Annotated in this window: 20 protein-coding genes; 9 read left to right on the top strand and 11 right to left on the bottom strand. The window is 71.4% G+C overall.

Annotated features, from left to right (window positions below; translation table 11 throughout):
- The first annotated feature begins 51 nt into the window (after positions 1 to 51).
- Positions 52 to 339 carry an Lrp/AsnC family transcriptional regulator gene (locus tag IRY44_RS15850; protein ID WP_013287689.1) on the top strand — a complete coding sequence of 96 codons (288 nt, stop codon included), beginning with the start codon at positions 52 to 54 and terminating at the stop codon, positions 337 to 339.
- Positions 340 to 400: 61 nt separating this feature from the next.
- Here the strand turns inward: IRY44_RS15850 and IRY44_RS15845 are convergent, their stop codons facing one another.
- From IRY44_RS15845 to IRY44_RS15825, 5 genes are all read right to left on the bottom strand, one after another.
- Entirely contained in the window at positions 401 to 1,069 is a 669-nt protein-coding gene (locus IRY44_RS15845; RefSeq protein WP_120568762.1) for a DUF4142 domain-containing protein, read from the bottom strand.
- A 207-nt stretch (positions 1,070 to 1,276) separates the two neighbouring features.
- Positions 1,277 to 2,908, bottom strand: coding sequence for a cytochrome b N-terminal domain-containing protein (locus IRY44_RS15840; RefSeq protein ID WP_194801162.1), 1,632 nt, complete (start codon positions 2,906 to 2,908; stop codon positions 1,277 to 1,279).
- A complete protein-coding gene (locus IRY44_RS15835) occupies positions 2,905 to 3,993 on the bottom strand; it encodes a ubiquinol-cytochrome c reductase iron-sulfur subunit (RefSeq protein ID WP_194801161.1) in 1,089 nt (362 codons plus the stop codon). Before IRY44_RS15835 ends, IRY44_RS15840 begins: the two co-directional genes overlap by 4 nt.
- 67 nt (positions 3,994 to 4,060) lie before the next feature.
- Positions 4,061 to 4,894: a cytochrome c gene (locus IRY44_RS15830; RefSeq protein WP_013287693.1), complete on the bottom strand. Its 834-nt coding sequence runs from the start codon at positions 4,892 to 4,894 to the stop codon at positions 4,061 to 4,063.
- 72 nt (positions 4,895 to 4,966) lie between these two features.
- Complete coding sequence (locus tag IRY44_RS15825) at positions 4,967 to 5,566, bottom strand: heme-copper oxidase subunit III (RefSeq protein WP_013287694.1); 600 nt, start codon at positions 5,564 to 5,566, stop codon at positions 4,967 to 4,969.
- 108 nt (positions 5,567 to 5,674) lie between these two features.
- Here IRY44_RS15825 and IRY44_RS15820 point away from each other — a divergent pair, with 108 nt between their 5' ends.
- The 4 genes from IRY44_RS15820 (at position 5,675) to IRY44_RS15805 (ending at position 8,604) form a co-directional block, all read left to right on the top strand.
- Positions 5,675 to 6,628, top strand: a complete 954-nt coding sequence (locus tag IRY44_RS15820; protein ID WP_194801160.1) for a cytochrome c oxidase assembly protein — start codon at positions 5,675 to 5,677, stop codon at positions 6,626 to 6,628.
- A gap of 104 nt (positions 6,629 to 6,732) precedes the next feature.
- Complete coding sequence (locus IRY44_RS15815; protein WP_194801159.1) at positions 6,733 to 7,131, top strand: hypothetical protein; 399 nt, start codon at positions 6,733 to 6,735, stop codon at positions 7,129 to 7,131.
- A gap of 81 nt (positions 7,132 to 7,212) precedes the next feature.
- Positions 7,213 to 8,259 carry an anthranilate phosphoribosyltransferase gene (gene trpD, locus IRY44_RS15810; protein WP_194801158.1) on the top strand — a complete coding sequence of 349 codons (1,047 nt, stop codon included), beginning with the start codon at positions 7,213 to 7,215 and terminating at the stop codon, positions 8,257 to 8,259.
- A 135-nt stretch (positions 8,260 to 8,394) separates the two neighbouring features.
- The gene (locus IRY44_RS15805) at positions 8,395 to 8,604 is read left to right on the top strand and encodes a hypothetical protein (RefSeq protein WP_194801157.1); all 210 of its coding nucleotides are present in this window, start codon (positions 8,395 to 8,397) and stop codon (positions 8,602 to 8,604) included.
- Between the two features lie 416 nt (positions 8,605 to 9,020).
- On the opposite strand, the gene IRY44_RS15800 is transcribed toward IRY44_RS15805, so the two are convergent.
- On the bottom strand, positions 9,021 to 9,449 hold the full coding sequence (locus IRY44_RS15800; RefSeq protein WP_013287699.1) for a cytochrome c oxidase subunit 4: 429 nt from the start codon (positions 9,447 to 9,449) through the stop codon (positions 9,021 to 9,023).
- 10 nt (positions 9,450 to 9,459) lie between these two features.
- Positions 9,460 to 10,431 carry a cytochrome c oxidase subunit II gene (gene coxB, locus IRY44_RS15795; RefSeq protein WP_194801156.1) on the bottom strand — a complete coding sequence of 324 codons (972 nt, stop codon included), beginning with the start codon at positions 10,429 to 10,431 and terminating at the stop codon, positions 9,460 to 9,462.
- 171 nt (positions 10,432 to 10,602) lie between these two features.
- Between coxB and IRY44_RS15790 the strand changes: the two genes are divergently transcribed.
- Together IRY44_RS15790 and IRY44_RS15785 are read left to right on the top strand one after the other, a co-directional pair.
- Entirely contained in the window at positions 10,603 to 11,754 is a 1,152-nt protein-coding gene (locus IRY44_RS15790; RefSeq protein WP_194801155.1) for a cysteine desulfurase family protein, read from the top strand.
- Positions 11,755 to 11,809: 55 nt separating this feature from the next.
- The gene (locus tag IRY44_RS15785) at positions 11,810 to 12,034 is read left to right on the top strand and encodes a sulfurtransferase TusA family protein (RefSeq protein ID WP_194801154.1); all 225 of its coding nucleotides are present in this window, start codon (positions 11,810 to 11,812) and stop codon (positions 12,032 to 12,034) included.
- Here the strand turns inward: IRY44_RS15785 and IRY44_RS15780 are convergent.
- The 4 genes from IRY44_RS15780 to IRY44_RS15765 all read right to left on the bottom strand — a co-directional run bounded on the left by IRY44_RS15780 (position 12,031) and on the right by IRY44_RS15765 (position 15,392).
- Positions 12,031 to 12,573 carry an ATP-binding protein gene (locus IRY44_RS15780; RefSeq protein ID WP_135241351.1) on the bottom strand — a complete coding sequence of 181 codons (543 nt, stop codon included), beginning with the start codon at positions 12,571 to 12,573 and terminating at the stop codon, positions 12,031 to 12,033. The two genes, IRY44_RS15785 and IRY44_RS15780, sit on opposite strands and share 4 nt — an antisense overlap.
- The gene (locus IRY44_RS15775; RefSeq protein WP_194801153.1) at positions 12,570 to 13,544 is read right to left on the bottom strand and encodes a carbohydrate kinase family protein; all 975 of its coding nucleotides are present in this window, start codon (positions 13,542 to 13,544) and stop codon (positions 12,570 to 12,572) included. The genes IRY44_RS15780 and IRY44_RS15775 overlap by 4 nt, the downstream gene beginning before the upstream one ends.
- Positions 13,545 to 13,722: 178 nt before the next feature.
- Positions 13,723 to 14,091 (bottom strand): iron-sulfur cluster insertion protein ErpA, encoded by a 369-nt coding sequence (gene erpA / locus IRY44_RS15770; RefSeq protein ID WP_013287705.1) that lies wholly within the window; start codon positions 14,089 to 14,091, stop codon positions 13,723 to 13,725.
- 140 nt (positions 14,092 to 14,231) lie between these two features.
- Positions 14,232 to 15,392: a glycerate kinase gene (locus tag IRY44_RS15765; protein WP_194801152.1), complete on the bottom strand. Its 1,161-nt coding sequence runs from the start codon at positions 15,390 to 15,392 to the stop codon at positions 14,232 to 14,234.
- Positions 15,393 to 15,435: 43 nt separating this feature from the next.
- Between IRY44_RS15765 and nadA the strand changes: the two genes are divergently transcribed.
- Positions 15,436 to 16,611 (top strand): quinolinate synthase NadA, encoded by a 1,176-nt coding sequence (gene nadA, locus IRY44_RS15760; RefSeq protein ID WP_194801151.1) that lies wholly within the window; start codon positions 15,436 to 15,438, stop codon positions 16,609 to 16,611.
- Positions 16,612 to 16,825: 214 nt separating this feature from the next.
- Positions 16,826 to 18,181: a UDP-N-acetylglucosamine 1-carboxyvinyltransferase gene (murA, locus tag IRY44_RS15755; RefSeq protein ID WP_135241354.1), complete on the top strand. Its 1,356-nt coding sequence runs from the start codon at positions 16,826 to 16,828 to the stop codon at positions 18,179 to 18,181.
- Positions 18,182 to 18,224: the final 43 nt, after the last annotated feature.

Raw genomic sequence — 18,224 nt, 5'->3', positions numbered from 1 at the left:
GGGCGCGGGCTCTAGCATGGGCCTCGTCGCCGACGAACGGAGAACCGTCCCGTGATCACCGCGATCGTGCTGATCGACTGCGCCACCGACTCCATCCCCGAGGTGGCCGAGACCCTGGCCAACCTGCCCGGCGTCAGCGAGGTCTACTCGGTGGCGGGGCACGTCGACCTGATCGCCATGGTCCGGGTCCGGGAGTTCGAGCAGATCGCCCAGGTCATCGCCGGCAGCATCTCGAAGGTGCCGGGCGTGCTGAACACCGAGTCGCACATCGCGTTCCGCGCCTACTCCCAGCACGACCTGGAGGAGGCGTTCGCGATCGGGCTGGCGAACGCCGACTGACACGAGCCGGTGACCGGCCCACCCTCGCGGGCGGACCGGCCACCGTGGACCGTGCGGTACGTCAGCTCTGGCTGGGCACCGGGGTCTCCGTGGTGCCCGGAGCGGGCTCCTCGGTCTCGGTGCCGCCCGGAGCCGGCGACTCGGTGCCACCCGGGGACGTGGTGCCGCCCGGGCTGGGCGTGCCGCTGGCGCTGGTCTGCGGAACCGGGACGCCCAAGGTCTGGGCCAGGGCCACGAGCGCGTCGTAGTGCGCCTGGAGGACCGGCAGCGCGTCCTGCGCGATCTGCACCACCGACTGCTCCGAGCCCTGCGAGATCTCGGTCTGGGTGGCCTGGATCGCCTGGACGTGGCCGGCGAGCTGCGCGGTCACCCACGCCTTGTCGAACTCGGCCCCGCTGAGGTTGTTCAGCTTGTCCAGGACCTTCTGCTGGTCGGCGGTCGGGTCGGCCGGCAACTGCACGTTGAGCTGCTGCGCGGTCGACTGCACCGTCTGGTCCAGCTGGGTGTGGTCCGTCACGAACATCTTGCCCAGGTCCTTGACCTGCTGGTTCTGACCCTTCTGCTGGGCCAGGTTACCGGCGGTGATCTCGAACAGGTTGACCTGGTGCACCGCCTGCAGGTACTGCGTGTCCTGCGTCGACGGCTGCGCCGCAGCCTGCGACGCGGCGGCGGGCGCCAGCCCCACGACCACCAGCGCGGCCAGCAGGCCCAGGCGTTTGATTCCCAACATTCGTTCCTCCCCCATGAGACGTCGGACCGCACGGATACCCGGCTGACCGGGGTTATTCCTGCGATTCCACCCGTCCGTGTCGGGGGCGACGGCCGTCCGCGCACCGGCCTCCCGGCGTGCGCGGGAGGGAACGGGACGACCGGGCGGAAACGGCAGTGGCGCCCGCCGGATGATCCGGCGGGCGCCACTGTCAGTCGTACGGGGAGGTCAGCGACGGCTCTCGCCGCTGCCGATCTCCTCCCGCTCCGGCCGGGCCTCGACCGGCGGGTGCCCCGGCGAGACCGGCGCCTCGGCCGGCTTCTCGATCGGGTAGAAGAAGCCCCGGATCGCCGGGCCGAGGGCACCGAGCCGGTTCATCTTCTTCGGCACCACCCAGCCGACGTAGTCCAGCGCCGGCGGGTGACCGTCGTGGCCGTCGGCCGAGGTGAGCGGCTGGTGGACCTCGACGAACCGGCCGTCGGGCAGCCGCTTGATGATGCCGGTCTCCACGCCGTGCGCCAGCACCTCCCGGTCGTGCTGCTGCAGACCCAGGCAGATCCGGTACGTGACGTAGTACGCGATCGGCGGCAGGATCAGCAGGCCGATCCGGCCGGCCCAGGTCATCGCGTTCAGGCTGATGTGGAACTTGTCCGCGATGACGTCGTTGGCGCCGGAGAGGGTCAGCACGATGTAGAAGGCGAGCGCCATGGCGCCCACGGCGGTCCGGGCCGGAACGTCCCGGGGCCGCTGGAGCAGGTTGTGGTGCTTGTAGTCCTTGAGGCGGCGCGCCTCCAGGAACGGATACATCGTCGACAGGCCGACCAGGATTCCGGGTAGCACCACAGTCGGCCAGAACAACGGTGGGATGACGTACCCGTTGCCGATCGGGATGTGGATCTCCCAGCCCGGCATGAGCCGGGTCGAGCCGTCGAGGAACATGACGTACCAGTCGGGCTGGCTGGCGGCCGAGACCACCCACGCCTCGTACGGGCCGAACAGCCAGATCGGGTTGATCTGGAACAGGCCACCCATCAGCGCGATCACGCCGAAGACGACCATGAAGAAGCCGCCCTGCTTGAGCGCGTAGCGCGGGAACATCCGCTCGCCGACCACGTTGGAGTTGGTCCGGCCGGGGCCGGGCCACTGGGTGTGCTTCTGCTTGAACACCAGGCCGAGGTGCACGCTGATCAGCGCCACCAGCAGACCCGGGACGAGCAGCACGTGGGCGATGAAGAAGCGGCTGATGATGATGGTGCCGGGGAACTCCCCGCCGAAGATCGACGAGCTGACCCAGGAGCCGATCACCGGGATCGACAGGATGATCGCGGAGGCGATCCGCAGACCGGTGCCGGACAGGCCGTCGTCCGGCAGCGAGTAGCCGGTGAAGCCGGCCAGGAAGCCGACCCAGAACAGCAGCGAGCCGATGATCCAGTTGGTCTCACGCGGCTTGCGGAACGCGCCGGTGAAGAAGACCCGCAGCATGTGGACCACGATGGCGGCCATGAACAGCAGGGCCGACCAGTGGTGCATCTGCCGCATGATCAGACCACCCCGGACATCGAACGAGATGTCCAGGCTGGAGGCGTAGGCGGCCGACATCGGGGTGCCCCGCAGCGGCGCGTAGCTGCCGTTGTAGATGACCTCGGTCATAGCCGGCTCGAAGAAGAACGTCAGGAAGACGCCGGTGAGCAGCAGGACGATGAACGAGAACAGCGCGATCTCGCCGAGCAGGAAGGACCAGTGGTCGGGGAAGACCTTGTTCAGCAGCTTGCGCAGGGGCGTGGCCACCTGGAAGCGGTCGTCCACCGCCCGCGCGCTCTTGGCCGGCAGCGCGGCCGCATCAAACTTTCGGCGCTTCATGGCCGCTCCCAGAAGTCGGGACCGATGGTCTCGGTGTAGTCGGACTTCGCCACGAAGAAGCCCTCCTCGTCCACCTCGATCGGCAGCTGCGGAAGCGGCCGGTTCGCCGGGCCGAAGATCGGCTTGGCGTTGTCGGTGATGAGGAACTGCGACTGGTGGCAGGGGCAGAGCAGGCGGTTGGTCTGCTGCTCGTAGAGGCTGGCCGGGCAGCCCGCGTGCGTGCAGATCTTGGAGAACGCGACGTAGTTGCCCCACATGTAGTCGCCGTGGCCCTTGCGCTCGTTCGCGGCGCGCGACTTCTGCGCGTCGTCCTCCCGCAGGTGGATGAGCAGGGTGGGCGAGTCGGCGTGCAGGTTGCTCACGCCGCCGTCGATGCCTGGGAACACGGTCAGCTGGCCGCCGACGCTGACGTCGGCCGGGCGGATCGGGCGGCCGTCCTCACGGATCAGCCGGATCTTCTTGCCGCCCTCGCCCGGCTGGAAGCCGGTGGTGAACATCTGGTTGTTCTTGTGCGGCTGCTCGATCAGGCCACCGATCAGCGGTGCCGCGGCCACCGCGCCCACCGGCGCCAGGCCGGCGAGCAGCGAGATGCCCAGCAGCGGCCGGCGGCGTACGCCCATCTCGTCGGCCAGGTAGAGCATGGTCTCGCCGGTGATCTTGCGACCCTCCGGGTCGTCGGCCTGGTCGTGCCGGTCCTGGATCGAGACCTCCTTGGGCAGCAGCTTCTTGCCCCAGGTCAGGATGCCGAAGCCGATGCCCAGCAGCGCGAGGCCGAGGGTCAGGCCGAGCAGCGGCGTGTAGAGCTTGTCGCCGCCGGTACCCGGCTCCCACTGCCACGGCCACCAGATGTAGACCACCAGGAAGGCCGTCGCGAAGACGCCGGTCAGCAGGAACATCAGGGCGACCGTGCGGGTCAGCCGGCGCTCGGCCTTGCTGCCCGGGACCACCTGCGGCTCGTAGTGGACGATCTCGATGTCGTCCCGCCGCGCGCCCTCCTGGACGATGTCGAACCGGGAGAGCCGGGGGTCGTTCACGTCGAGCGGCTCCGGGCCCTGCTGGGCCTGGTGCTCGGTGTGGGTGCTCATGCCGTCACCTCGCTACGGGTGACGCCGGGGGCCGGCGCCACAGCACTGGAAGCATTGATCCGTCCGGTCACGACTTGCCCGCGATCCACAGGCTCGCGAAGACCAGCGCGACGATGCCGACCAGGAAGATCGCGAGACCCTCGGTCGACGGGCCGTAGCGGCCCAGGTTGAAGCCGCCCGGGTCGCCGTCGTGCTTCAGCGTCTCCTGGATGTAGGCGATGATGTCCGCCTTCTCCTCGGGCGTGATCTGGTTGTCGCCGAACACCGGCATGTTCTGCGGGCCGCTCAGCATCGCGGCGTAGATCTGCCGGTCACTGGCCGGCGCCAGGCTCGGCGCGTACTTGCCGGAGGACAGCGCACCGCCGCCGCCGCTGAAGGCGTGGCACTGCGAGCAGTTGATCCGGAACAGCTCACCACCGGTGGACAGGTTGGCGCCCTCACGCAGGTCGCCGTTGGGGACCTCCGGGCCGCCGCCGAGCTCCTGGATGTACTGCCCGAGCTGGCGCACCTGCTCGTCGGTGAACTGCGGCGGCTTGCGCATGGCCTGGGCCTCCTGCCGGGCCATCGGCATGCGACCGCTGCTGACCTGGAACTCCACCGAGGCCGCTCCGACGCCGATCAGGCTCGGACCGCGGCCCTCGACGCCCTGGGCGTTGCGACCGTGACAGGTCACACAGCTCACGTCGAACAGCGCCTTGCCCTCGTTGCCTGCGGCGGTCAACGGAGGGTTGTCCTGCGCCTGCACGCCGGGGGCGAAGACGGTGTAGGCACCGCCGGCCAGCATCAGCGCGGCGAACAGCCGGACCGCGGCACCCAGCCGGCGGCGGCCCCTGCTGCGCGCTACGGGCCGCCCGCGCAGCCGCGCGAGCAGACCGCGTCGGCGGTCGTTGTCAGAAGTCATGACCTGTGTCCTTAACCGGTTGGACCTTGTCTCAGGGGACGGAGCAGCGGCGCGGTTCGTGACGCGCCAAGATCACTGGAGCCAGTAGATCATGGCGTAGAGCCCGATCCACACGACGTCCACGAAGTGCCAGTAGTAGGACACGACGATCGCCGAGGTCGCCTGGGCGGGGGTGAACCGGCCCATCGTGGTACGGATCATGAAGATCACGAAGGCGATGAGACCGCCGGTCACGTGCAGACCGTGGAAGCCGGTGGTGAGGTAGAACATCGACCCGTAACCGTCTTCGTTGATCTTCACACCCTCGTGCACCAGGGTCCGGTACTCGTTCAGCTGACCGAGCACGAAGATCAGACCCATCACGAAGGTGATCGTGAACCACCGGCGCAGAGCGTGGACGTCACCGCGCTCGGCCGCGAACACGCCGATCTGGCAGGTGATCGAGGAGAGCACCAGGATCACCGTGAACGTGGTCGCGTACGGGATGTTCAGCACCTCGGTGTGCTTCTCCCACTGCTCCGGCGCCGCCGCGCGGATGGAGAAGTACATCGCGAACAGCGCCGCGAAGAACATGAGTTCGCTGGAGAGCCACACGATCGTCCCGACGCTGACCATGTTGGGTCGGGTCAGGGAGTGGATCCGGCTCTTGTCAATGGCTGGGGCCGCAGTCACGCGGTCATTATTGCCCCTGACCGGGACCGACGATCAGCGGGGTGGCAAACCCGGCCCTTCCGTGGCCCGATCGTGGTGGTCCGCTTCGCCTGACCTACCCTGAAAAGCGTGCTGCACGTCGATCAGATCCGCGCCGTCACCTCGGCTGTTCCGGCGACGCTGGCGGCGGGAGGCGAGGGCGCCCCGCCGCCGTTCACCGTGACCCGGGTGTTCACGGAGACCCGGCTGGACAGCTGGCTCACGCTGGGCATCGTCCTGGCCGCCGGCCTCTACCTCTACGGGGTGCACCGGCTGCGGCTGCGCGGCGACCGCTGGCCGGTCATCCGTACCGTGTCGTTCCTCGGCCCGGGCCTCGGCGGCATCGCCCTGGTCACGCTCACCGGCCTCGGCGCGTACGACACCGCGCTGCTCTCGGTGCACATGGTGCAGCACATGGTGCTGTCCATGATCGCGCCGATCTTCCTGGCGCTCGGCGCCCCGATGACGCTGGCGCTGCGCACGCTGCCGGCACGGCCCCGCAAGCGGCTGCTCGCGATCGTGCACAGCAAGGTGATCCGGATCTACAGCTTCCCGCTTGTGGCGTTCGCCATCTTCGTGGTGAACCCGTTCGCGCTGTACTTCACCGACCTCTACGAGTTCACCCTGCGCCACGAGTGGGCGCACGAGCTGGTCCACGCGCACTTCATCGCCACCGGCTGCGTCTTCTTCTGGCCGCTGCTCGGCCTCGACCCGCTGCCCGGCCGCTGGCCGTACCCGGGCCGCGCGCTGCTCATGCTGCTCTCGGTGCCGTTCCACACCGTCCTCGGCCTGACCATCATGCAGAGCACCACGCTGTTCGGCGGCGACTGGTACCCGTCGCTCAACCTGTCCTGGTCCGACCCCTGGAACGACCAGGTGGTCGCGGGCGGGATCCTGTGGGCCGGCGGCGAGTTCGTCAGCGTCACCATGCTCGCCGTCCTGGTCGTCCAGTGGGTCAAGCAGTCCGAGCGCGAGGCCCGGCGGCTCGACCGCGAGCTGGACCGCCAGGAGGCCCGCCAGCGCGCCGCGGAGACGAGCGCCTGACGGCCCGTTCCGGGGTACGCCCCGAGCCCGCCGGGCGGGGCGACAGCCCGGATGTGACGACCGCTACGATCAGCGGGCAGCTACGAGGTGGGAGCCACGTCACGATGAGCGATCGTCTTTGCACCGTCCTGCTCTACAGCGACGACCCGAAGGTCCGCGACCGGATGCGGCTCGCCGTGGGCACCCGGCCGGCGCCCGGGCTCGAGATCGAGTTCGTCGAGGCCGACGACTACAACGCCTGCATCCGGCTGGTCGACGACTACGAGATCGACCTGCTCCTGCTCGACGGCGAGGCGACCCCGGGCGGCGGCATCGGCATCGCCCGCCAGATCAAGGACGACCGGGACGACGCGCCGCCCACCTGCGTGGTGCTCGCCCGCGCCGCCGACCGCTGGCTGGCCGCGTACGCCGAGGTCGACGCCACGCTGACCCACCCGCTGGACCCGGTGGTCGCCGGCAGCACCGTGGCGGAGCTGCTGCGCCGCACCCACGCCGCAGCCTGACCCCGCCGGTCTTCGCGCGCCACGGCGACGCGGCCGTGGCGCGCCCCAACCGCATTCCTCACGCCGCTCGGGAGGCCCGTCATGGGCGAACGGACCTGGCCGCTTCTGCTCAACGCGCTGCTGCGCGGCGAGGAGCTCTCCACCGCCGACACCGCGTGGGCGATGGGCGAGATCATGGCCGGCTCGGCCACCCCGGCGCAGATCGCCGGGTTCGCCGTGGCGCTGCGCACCAAGGGTGAGACCCCCGCCGAGCTGGGCGGCCTGGTCGAGACCATGCTGACCCGCGCGGTGCCGGTGCACCTGCCCGAGGACGTACGCGCGAGCGCGCTGGACGTGGTCGGCACCGGCGGCGACCTCGCCCACACGGTGAACATCTCCACCATGGCCGCGCTGGTGGTCGCCGGGGCCGGGGTCCGCGTGGTCAAGCACGGCAACCGGGCCGCCTCCTCCTCGTGTGGCACCGCCGACGTGCTGGAGCAGCTCGGCGTACCCCTCGACCTGGCACCCGAGCAGGTGGCCCGCTGCGTGACCGAGGCCGGCATCGGCTTCTGCTTCGCCGCCCGCTTCCACCCCGGCATGCGCCACACCGGCCCGGTCCGGCGCGAGATCGGCGTACCCACCGCGTTCAACTTCCTCGGCCCGCTGACCAACCCGGCGCGGCCCCGTGCGGGCGCGGTGGGCTGCTTCGACAAGCGGATGGCCCCGGTGATGGCCGCCGTGTTCGCGGCCCGGGGTGACTCCGCGATCGTGGTACGCGGCGAGGACGGCCTGGACGAGTTCAGCACCGGCGCCCCCACCCGGGTCTGGGTGGCGCAGCAGGGCACCGTCACGGAGGCCGTGCTGGACGCTACGGACCTCGGTGTGCCCCGGGCCACCCTGGCCGACCTGCGCGGCGGGGACGCGGTCTACAACGCCGACGTGGTCCGGCGCCTGCTCGCCGGCGAGACCGGGCCGGTACGGGACGCGGTGCTGGTCAACGCCGCCGTCGCGCTTGCCACCCAGGGGCCGCTCGACGGCGATCTGCACGAGGTGCTGCGGGCCAACCTGGACCGGGCCGCCGAGGCGGTCGACTCCGGTGCCGCGGCGGCAGCGCTGGACCGCTGGCTCGAGGTGGCACGCGCGGCCTGATGCCGTTGGTGTCGTACCCGCGTGCCAAACTACACGGGAGTTATTCTCCGTTTTCGGTCTATCCGTTTTCGGTCTTCGGTCCACCGACCGGCGGCTTCCCGCCCCGGCCGATGCCCGGAGCGAGAGGAGCCACCCGTGTCTGACCGCGAGCTGCACTGTGACACCTGCGAGGGCGTCGTGCTGTTCGAGGCGCCGCCGTGCGGCGACGGGCACGGCGCCGACTGCCCGGAGCTGATCTGCACCGGTTGCGGCGCGGCAGTGGTGATCGCCACGTTCACGTTCCGCGAGACCCGCCTGGCGAGCCGCCGCGCTTCCCGCCGCCCATCCCACCCCCAGGCCGCCTGACCTCCACCCCTTCGGCGCCCGTCTTCGCCCTTCCCGAGCCGCCCACGCTCCTCCCGAGCCGCGCCGTGCCCCTTCGGGCCACGGCGCGCGGCGAGATCTTGGAAGGAAACGGCCCTCATGGAGGCCGTTTCCTTCCAAGATCTCGTGTGGTCCTGGTGAGTGGAACGGTGCTCTTCGGCGAATGGAACAGCGCAGCGTGAGCCAGGCAGTGCGCGTCGGAGGTGAGCGGGAGAGCGCCAGGCTGACCGCATCAGGCGGTGACCATGAAGTTGGCGGGGACAAAAGGGACCGCCGGTGCCGTCAACTTCATGATCGACGCAGGCAGCGCGCGGGGACGGCGCGCGGGGCAGGCACGGGGGGAAAGCGACAGGCCCGCTACCCCGGGAGGGGGTGCGGGCCTGCGACTGTGCTTCGGGTCAGTGCTCGGCGGTGCGGCGGGTGCCCGAGTAGTACTCGAACAGCAGCCCGCAGGTGGCGAGGACGACCGCCACCAGGCCCAGTCCCAGCAGCCAGAACTGCCAGAACACCAGGCCGAGACCGGCGATCGCGGCGGCCAGCGCCAGCCCGAACGGCCAGTAGCTACCCGGGCTGAAGAAGCCGACCTCACCGGCGCCGTCGGCGATCTCGCCGTCCGGCCGGTCCTCGGGGCGCAGGTCGATACGGCGGGAGACGAACCAGAAGAAGCCGCCGCACATGGCGCAGAGCAGGAAGGACAGCAGCAGCGCCACAGTGCCGATCCACTCGACGTGGCCGCCGCTGTCGGCGTACGTCCAGGCGCCGTAGAGGATCGTCGCGCCGAGGAGGAACGTGGCGATGGTCAGGAAGATCTTCCACTCGGTCTTCATGCCGAACCCCTCAGCTTCCCGCGCCGGCCGACGCGTCGGACGGGTTGAAGTTGTTCACGTCGCGCCGGGTGTCGAACGGCTTCGTCTCGGTGGCGTACTCCGGCTCACCGATCGCGCCGAGCGCCTCCTGGGTCGACTTGCCGGCCTTCTTGGCCGCCAGGAACTGGTCGTACTTCTCCGGCGACACGACCCGCAGTTCGAAGTTCATGAAGGCGTGGTAGCTGCCGCACAGCTCGGCGCAGCGGCCGACGAACGCGCCCTCCTGGTCGATGCTGGAGACCTCGAACGTGTTGCGCACGTTGCCCGGCATGACGTCCCGCTTGAACAGCAGCTCCGGCACCCAGAACGAGTGGATGACGTCGCGGCTGGTCTCCTCGAAGCGGATCGAGCGGCCGCTGGGCAGCACCAGCACCGGGATGACCTCGCTGGTGCCGAGCACCGAGGCGACGGTGTTGGCCTCCGGGCCCTGACCGTCGCGGTAGTTGAACTGCCAGTTCCACTTGAACGCGACGACCTCGACGGTGACGTCCGGGTTCTTCGACTCCTTGTTCACGTCGGTCTGCACGACCGCCGTGTAGTAGAAGAGCACGGAGACCACGAGGATCGGCGCGATGGTGTAGAGGAACTCCATCGGCAGGTTGTAGCGGGTCTGCACCGGCAGCTCGTTGCCGCGCTTGCGGTAGCGGACCACGCACCAGAAGATCAGGCCCCACACGAACACGCCGACGGCGAGCGCCGCGATGCAGGACGCGATCCACAGGTCGTACATGCGGTGCGACTCTGGCGTGATGCCGCCCTGCGGCCAGCCGAACCCGCCGAACGTCTTGCCGACGTCACAGCCGGTGAGCGAGACCAGCAGCGCCGCCGCGCCGAGACCGAGCCCGGCGATTCGACCAGCACCACGCCGCCGGCGTCCACCGGCCCCCGGGGAAGCGCTGTGCCGTACGGCCGAGCGCCGTACCTCCGAACTCCTTGCGACCACCTGGTCCTGCCTCCCTAGCGCGCCGCGGCGGTTGTTCTCCTTGACACCGACGGCAAAGGCGTCACCGACGGTCGCAGATTACTCGACCATGACCGGCCAGGCCGTCTTGGGGTCGCTGTCCACCCCCATCGGGGGGATCTTGGGCGTAACCGGGCGATAGCGTGGAACCCCATGAGCGCCTCCCCGGTCTACCTGGACGCCGCCACCGCGGCGCCGCTGCATCCGGTCGCGCGGCAGGCGATGCTGGCCGCCCTGGACGACGGCTGGGCCGACCCGGCCCGGCTCTACTCGGCGGCCCGCCGGGCCCGCCAGCTCCTCGACGCCGCGCGGGAGGCCGCCGCGCAGACGCTCGGCGTCCGCGCCGACGAGCTGTCCTTCACCCCCAGCGGTACGACGGCAGCGCACGCCGCAGTACTCGGTGGCCTGGCCGGGCGCCGGCGGGCCGGGGCGACGCTTGTGCACTCGGCGATCGAACACTCGGCGGTGCTGCACGCCGCCCAGCGGCACACGGCGGCCGGCGGCACGGCGGTGTCCGTACCCGTGGACCGGTCGGGCCGGCTGGACCTGGACGCCTGGTCGGCGGCGGTGGCCGCGCCCGGCGTGGCCCTCGCCGCGCTGATCGCTGCCAGTCACGAGGTGGGCACGGTGCAGCCGGTGCCCGCCGCGGCGGAGTCGTGCACCGAGGCGGGCGTACCGCTGTACGTGGACGCGGCGCAGCTGGCCGGCCGGGCACCGCTGCCGGCGGGCTGGTCGGTGCTGAGCGCCAGCGCGCACAAGTGGGGCGGGCCGCCCGGCGTCGGGCTGCTCGTGGTGCGCAAGGGCACCCGGTGGGAGTCGCCCTACCCGGCCGACGAGCGGGAGTCGGGACGTACCCCCGGGGTGGTGAACCTGCCGGCGGTGGTGGCGGCGGCGGCGAGCCTGCGCGCGGCGGCGGCCGACGCGGCGGCCGAGGCGGCCCGGCTGGGTCCGCTTGTCGACCGGATCCGGGCGCGGGTGGCGGCCGAGGTGCCGGACGTGGAGGTGGTCGGCGACCCGGTGGACCGGTTGCCGCACCTGGTGACGTTCTCCTGCCTGTACGTGGACGGCGAGGCGTTGCTGCACGCGCTGGACCGGCGCGGGTTCGCGGTGTCCTCCGGCTCGTCGTGCACGTCGTCGACGGTGCGCCCGTCACACGTGCTGGAGGCGATGGGGGTGCTGTCGCACGGCAACGTACGGGTGTCGCTGCACCGGGAGACCACCGAGGCGGACGTGGAGCGGTTCCTGGCCGAGCTGCCCGGGATCGTGGCGGACCTGCGGGTGGAAGCAGGGGTGACGGACCTGTGAGCGCGAGGAGTGAGCCGCTCCTGCGAGCCCCGCAGTCGGGAACGGAGACGGCACTGTGAGCGAGCCGGACGAGGTGCTGGACTGCCGGGGGCAGCGCTGCCCGCTGCCAGTGATCAATCTCGCCCGGCTGGTGCCCGGCCTGCCGGCCGGCGCGGTGGTGCGGGTGCTGGCCGACGACCCGGCGGCGGCCGTCGACATCCCGGCGTGGTGCCGGATGCGCGGCCACGAGTTCCTCGACGCGCACCCCGGCCCCGCCTACGACGTCCGGGTGAGCGGTTAGCGCAGGTACGCGAGGATGCCCGGCAACGGGTCGGCCGCCACGGCGGTGTCGACCACCAGGCGCGGGCCGATCAGCGGCTCGTACTCGGCCCGGCGGCGCAGCGTCTGCTCCCAGGTGCCGTGCTCCTCGGGCGGGCGGGCCTCGACGCGGCGGCGGTGCTCCTCCTCGTCGCCGCAGTGCACCTCGATCACCCGCAGCGGCACACCGGCCCGCTCGGCCACGTCGTGCCAGAGCCCTCGGGCGCTGGCGACCGGGTTCACCGCGTCGACCACCACGCTGAGCCCCAGGCCGAGCTGCACCTCGGCCAGCCCGGCGACCGCGCCGTAGGCGGCCATGCCGGGTACGTCGCCGGTGAGGCCGTAGCGGTGCAGGGCCCGCTCGACCGGGTCGACCGGCAGGACCGGGGCGCGCAGGGCGGCGCCGACCCGGGCGGCCAGGGTGGTCTTGCCCACACCGGGCAGCCCGGCGAACGCGACGAGGACCGGGCCGCCGGTGCCGGGGCGGACCTCCGGGTCCACCCCGCCGGCCGGGCCGGTCACAGCAGGTGCGGCCGGACGTCCTCGGCGGCCGCGTCACCGTACGACTCGGCGAGTCGCTTCACGAACAGGTCGCGGCGGACCTCGTACTCCTGGCCGCCGAAGTTCTCCAGCACGAGCGTGGCCAGCAGACAGCCGACCTGGGCCGCGCGCTCCAGGCCGACGCCCCAGTCGAGCGCGGCGAAGAAGCCGGCCCGGAAGCCGTCGCCGACACCGGTCGGGTCGACCGCCTGGATCTCCCGCGCGATCGGCACCCGGATCGTGCCGACCTCCCGACCGGCGATCTCCACGCCCTGCTTGCCCAGCGTGGTGACCCGCACCTTGACCCGGTCCAGCAGCTGCTCGTCGGAGAGGCCGGCCTTGCTCTGCAGCAGGGACTTCTCGTACTCGTTTGTCATCAGGTAGTCGGCGCCGTCGATCAGGCCGAGCACGTCCGCGCCGTCCATCCGGGCGAGCTGCTGCGACGGGTCGGCGACGAAGGCGTAGCCGCGGTCCCGGCACTCGCCGGAGTGCCGGATCATCGCGGCCGGGTCGTTGGCGCTGACCAGCACCAGGTCCAGCCCGCCGAGGCGCTGCGCCACCGGGGCCAGCTCGATGTTGCGGGCCTCGCTCATCGCCCCGGCGTAGAAGGAGGCGATCTGGCACATGTCGGTGTCGGTGGTGCAGACGAAGCGTGCCGTGTGCGCGATCTCGCTGACGTGCACCGAGTCGCAGTCGACGCCGTGGCGCTCCAGCCAGGAGCGGTAGTCGGCGAAGTCGGCGCCGACCGCGCCGAGCAGCACCGGGCGCAGGCCGAGCTGGGCCATGCCGAAGGCGATGTTCGCCGCGGTGCCGCCACGCCGGAGCACCAGTTCGTCGACGAGGAAGGACAGCGAGACCTTGTCGAGCTGGTCGGCGATGAGCTGATCGGCGAAGCGGCCGGGGAAGCTCATCAGGTGGTCGGTCGCGATCGAGCCGGTCACGGCGATCTTCATGTCAACCCTCGGGGTCGGGAGCACGGCGCGGTCAGCCTACCGGCCCCCGGACCGGACGGACGGCGGTCGGTCACCAACCGGTCGATCAGCGCACATCCGGGCGTCACACCCCCGGGGTACGACGAAGCGGCGGACCGCCCCACCCGGGACGGCCCGCCGCTGCCGGTCGGTCGTCGACTCAGCTGAAGGAGTCGCCGCAGGCGCAGGAGTTGCCCGCGTTCGGGTTGTCGATGGTGAAGCCCTGGGCGTCGATCCGGTCGGCGAAGTCGATGGTGGCGCCGGCCAGGTAGGGGGCGCTCATCCGGTCGACGACGACCTCGACACCGTCGAAGTCGGTGACGACGTCACCGTCGAGCGAGCGCTCGTCGAAGAACAGCTGGTACCGCAGGCCGGAGCAGCCACCCGGCTGCACGGCGACCCGGAGCCGCAGGTCGTCGCGGCCCTCCTGCTCGATCAGGGCCTTGACCTTCTGCGCCGCGACGTCGGTGAGGACGACGGTGCTGGGGGCCTTGGCCTCGGTCGACTCGGTCTGCGCTGGCGTGGTCACGTGGAAGTCTCCCTGCGCGGTATGAGGTCCGGACGTCCTGGCCAACGCCGCACGTCCGCCAGTGATTCCCGGTGTGGTCCGTCTTTCGATCGTACGCCGCCTCCGGCGCCGCCACCCGGCGGCGTGACCAGCGGAACCGGTCAGCGGCTCCACTGCCGGGCAAGGCGGGCGCCGAGTGCGCGCAGCCCCTCGGCCGGGCGGGTCATCGCCGCGTCCACTCCCCCGTGTTCCTCGCCGCCGAAGTGCTCGACCAGGCTGTACGCCTCGGTGACGCCTGCTGCCGCGGCCTCCCGTCGCCCGGTGCTCACCCGTCCTGCCAGCACCACGCAGGGCACGCCCCGGTCCCGGGCGGCCCCGGCCACTCCGGCGACCACCTTGCCGCGCAGCGACTGGTGGTCGAACGAGCCCTCGCCGGTGATCACCAGGTCGGCGGCGTCGAGCGCGGCGTCCAGTTTCACCGCGCGGGTGACCAGGCCGATGCCCGATTCGCACCGGCCGCCGAGCGCCAGCACCGCCGCGCCGAGGCCGCCTGCGGCGCCGCCGCCGGGCAGCGCGCCCAGCCCGGACGGGCAGCCGGGCAGGCGTTCGGTCAGCACCTCCGCCCAGCGGGTCAGCGCGGCGTCCAGCAGCAGCACGTCCGCCCGGTCGGCGCCCTTCTGGGGGCCGAAGACGCTGCTCGCGCCGTGCAGCCCGAGCAGCGGGTTGTCGACGTCGGTGGCGGCGACGAGCGTCGTGCCGCGCAGCCGGGGCTCCCCGTCGAGCGCGGCCACCTCGGCCAGCGCCGCGCCGCCGTACGGCAGGGCCCAGCCGGCGCCGTCGAGCGGCGTGACGCCCAGCGGGACGAGCATCCCGGCGCCGCCGTCGTTCGTGGCCGAGCCGCCCAGCCCCACCACCACGGTCCGCGCGCCCGCCTCGACCGCGGCGGCCACGAGCAGCCCCAGCCCGTACGAGGTGGTCGCCTTCGGGTCGCGTTCGGCGGCGGTGAGCAGGTGCAGTCCGCACGCCTGGGCGCTCTCCAGGTACGCCGTGCCGTCGTCGGTGAGCAGGATCTCACCGGCGGCCGGGCGGCCCAGCGGGTCGACGGTGGGCACCGGCACCCGGCGCCCGCCCAGCGCTCCGGCGAGCACGTCGACGAACCCCGGTCCGCCGTCGGCGAGTGGCCGGGCCAGCAGGTCGTCGCCGGGGGCCACGTCACGCCAGCCGTCGGCCACCGCGGCGGCCACGTCGGGGGCCGGCAGCGTGCCGGCGAACTTGTCCGGACAGAGCAGCACGCGCATGCGCAGCAGTGTGGCAGGCCACATCCGAGGCGGCTGCGGCGCGGGCGCGCTGTGGGACCATGGGGTCGTGACTTCGACCTGGGTTGAGCCGTCCAACACCGCCACGGCGCTGCTGCTCCTCGGCCGCGGCAGCGACCCCGCCACCGAACGTGGCGTGGAGTGTCCGGGTGATCTCCCCGCGCCGAGCGACCCCGACCTGGTGGCCCGCGCCGCCGCCGCGAAGGCCGCGCTCGGCACGAAGGTGTTCGTCCTGGGCCACCACTACCAGCGCGACGAGGTGATCCAGTTCGCCGACGTGACGGGCGACTCGTTCAAGCTGGCCCGGGAGGCGGCGGCGCGCCCGGACGCGGAGTACATCGTCTTCTGCGGCGTGCACTTCATGGCGGAGAGCGCGGACATCCTCACCTCGGACGCGCAGAAGGTGATCCTGCCCGATCTCGCCGCCGGCTGCTCGATGGCCGACATGGCGGTGCTGTCGCAGGTCGAGGCCGCGTGGGACACGCTCACCGACCTGGGCATCGCGGCCGAGACCGTGCCGGTGACGTACATGAACTCCTCGGCGGACATCAAGGGCTTCGTCGGCCGCAACGGCGGCGTGGTCTGCACCTCGTCGAACGCCAAGCGGGCCCTGGACTGGGCCTTCGAGCAGGGCCGCAAGGTGCTGTTCCTGCCCGACCAGCACCTCGGCCGCAACACCGCCGTGCTGGAGATGGGCTTCTCGCTGGACGACTGCGTGCTCTACGACCCGCACAAGCCGAACGGCGGGCTGACCCCGGAGCAGCTGCGGGACGCGAAGATGATCCTGTGGCGCGGCCACTGCTCGGTGCACGGCCGGTTCACGCTCGACAGCGTCAAGGACGTCCGCGAGCGGGTGCCGGGTGTGAACGTGCTGGTGCACCCGGAGTGCCGCCACGAGGTGGTGAACGCCGCCGACCTGGTCGGCTCGACCGAGTTCATCATCAGGACGATCGAGGCGGCCCCGGCCGGCTCGGCGTGGGCGGTCGGCACCGAGCTGAACCTGGTGCGCCGGCTCGCCCTGGCCCACCCGGACAAGCAGATCATGTTCCTCGACCGGGCGGTCTGCTACTGCTCGACGATGAACCGGATCGACCTGCCGCACCTGGTCTGGGCGTTGGAGGAACTAGTCGCCGGGCGCGTGGTCAACCAGATAACGGTGGACCCGGAGACCGCCCGACACGCCCGGTCGGCGCTGGACCAGATGCTCGCCCTTCCGGGAGCCTGATCACCGTCGGTGACCCCGCTGGCACGGAAACGCACCGGACACCCCGGTTCGTGCCCTCGCTGGCGATGTGACCGATTCCATTCCCGTCACGGAGGGCTATGCTGCCGGGGCGACGACACACGCGGCCCGTTTTTCCATGACCGCGTTCCGGGTAGCGATGAACTTCGTGCACCCATCACTAGACACGGCAGCACCCAACGCGCTGGAGGTTGCGTTGACCGACGACGTCCTGGTCGTACACGGAGGCACTCCGCTTGAAGGGCGGATCCGCGTGCGCGGCGCGAAGAACCTGGTGTCCAAGGCGATGGTGGCCGCCCTGCTGGGCGACACACCGAGCCGGCTGTTCGACGTGCCGCGTATCCGTGACGTCGAGGTGGTCCGCGGTCTGCTCGGCCTGCACGGCGTCAAGGTCAGCGACGGCGTGGAGGAGGGCGAACTCGTCTTCGACCCCTCGAACGTCGAGAGCGCCAGCACCGACCAGATCAACGTGCACGCCGGGTCCAGCCGGATCCCGATCCTGTTCTGCGGCCCGCTGCTGCACCGGCTCGGCCACGCCTTCATCCCCGACCTGGGCGGCTGCCACATCGGCCCGCGCCCGATCGACTTCCACCTCCAGGCGCTGCGCGAGTTCGGCGCCACCGTCGAGAAGACGCCGGAGGGCCTGCACCTGTCCGCGCCCAACGGGCTGCACGGCACGAAGTTCGCGCTGCCGTACCCGAGCGTGGGCGCCACCGAGCAGGTGCTGCTCACCGCGGTGATGGCCGAGGGCGTCACCGAGCTGCGCAACGCGGCGGTCGAGCCGGAGATCATCGACCTCATCTGCGTGCTGCAGAAGATGGGCGCGATCATCAAGGTGCACACCGACCGGGTGATCGAGATCCAGGGCGTCAAGAAGCTGCACGGCTACACCCACCGGCCGATCCCGGACCGGATCGAGGCGGCCAGCTGGGCGGCGGCGGCGCTGGCCACCCGCGGTCACGTCGAGGTGCTTGGTGCCCAGCAGGCCGACATGATGACCTTCCTGAACATCTTCCGGTCGGTCGGCGGCGAGTACGAGGTCACCGACCTGCGCCCGCCCCGCGGCGGCAGCCCGGGCCAGGAGGGCGGCATCCGGTTCTGGCACCCGGGCGGCGAGCTGAACGCGGTGGCGCTGGAGACCGACGTGCACCCCGGTTTCATGACCGACTGGCAGCAGCCGCTGGTGGTCGCGCTCACCCAGGCCCGGGGCCTGTCGATCGTCCACGAGACGGTCTACGAGCAGCGGCTCGGCTACACCGAGGCGCTGAACACGATGGGCGCCAACATCCAGGTCTACCGGGACTGCCTCGGCGGCACCCCGTGCCGCTTCGGCCGGCGCAACTTCAAGCACTCCGCGGTGATCGCCGGGCCGAGCAAGCTGCACGCCGCCGACCTGGTCATCCCGGACCTGCGTGCCGGGTTCAGCCACCTGATCGCGGCGCTGGCCGCCGAGGGCACCTCCCGGGTGTACGGCGTGGACCTGATCAACCGTGGCTACGAGGACTTCGAGGCCAAGCTGGCCGACCTCGGCGCGCACGTCGAGCGTCCCTGACCGTCCCGTTCACTCGTCCGGCCGCGCCCGGTGCACCCGTGAT

The organism is Micromonospora sp. ANENR4 (assembly GCF_015354395.1).
Classification (GTDB): Bacteria; Actinomycetota; Actinomycetes; order Mycobacteriales; family Micromonosporaceae; genus Micromonospora; species Micromonospora aurantiaca.
The sequence above is the reverse complement of the archived record's forward strand: the minus strand, read 5'-3'. Positions and strand labels throughout refer to the sequence as shown.

Coding starts and splice junctions, on each gene's coding strand:
- IRY44_RS15835 (WP_194801161.1), bottom strand. CDS start 3,993: ATGAGCACCCACACCGAGCACCAGGCCCAGCAGGGCCCGGAGCCGCTC.
- IRY44_RS15840 (WP_194801162.1), bottom strand. CDS start 2,908: ATGAAGCGCCGAAAGTTTGATGCGGCCGCGCTGCCGGCCAAGAGCGCG.
- IRY44_RS15845 (WP_120568762.1), bottom strand. CDS start 1,069: ATGTTGGGAATCAAACGCCTGGGCCTGCTGGCCGCGCTGGTGGTCGTG.
- trpD (WP_194801158.1), top strand. CDS start 7,213: ATGGGCGAACGGACCTGGCCGCTTCTGCTCAACGCGCTGCTGCGCGGC.
- IRY44_RS15775 (WP_194801153.1), bottom strand. CDS start 13,544: ATGAAGATCGCCGTGACCGGCTCGATCGCGACCGACCACCTGATGAGC.
- IRY44_RS15765 (WP_194801152.1), bottom strand. CDS start 15,392: ATGTGGCCTGCCACACTGCTGCGCATGCGCGTGCTGCTCTGTCCGGAC.
- IRY44_RS15830 (WP_013287693.1), bottom strand. CDS start 4,894: ATGACTTCTGACAACGACCGCCGACGCGGTCTGCTCGCGCGGCTGCGC.
- IRY44_RS15790 (WP_194801155.1), top strand. CDS start 10,603: ATGAGCGCCTCCCCGGTCTACCTGGACGCCGCCACCGCGGCGCCGCTG.
- IRY44_RS15800 (WP_013287699.1), bottom strand. CDS start 9,449: ATGAAGACCGAGTGGAAGATCTTCCTGACCATCGCCACGTTCCTCCTC.
- IRY44_RS15815 (WP_194801159.1), top strand. CDS start 6,733: ATGAGCGATCGTCTTTGCACCGTCCTGCTCTACAGCGACGACCCGAAG.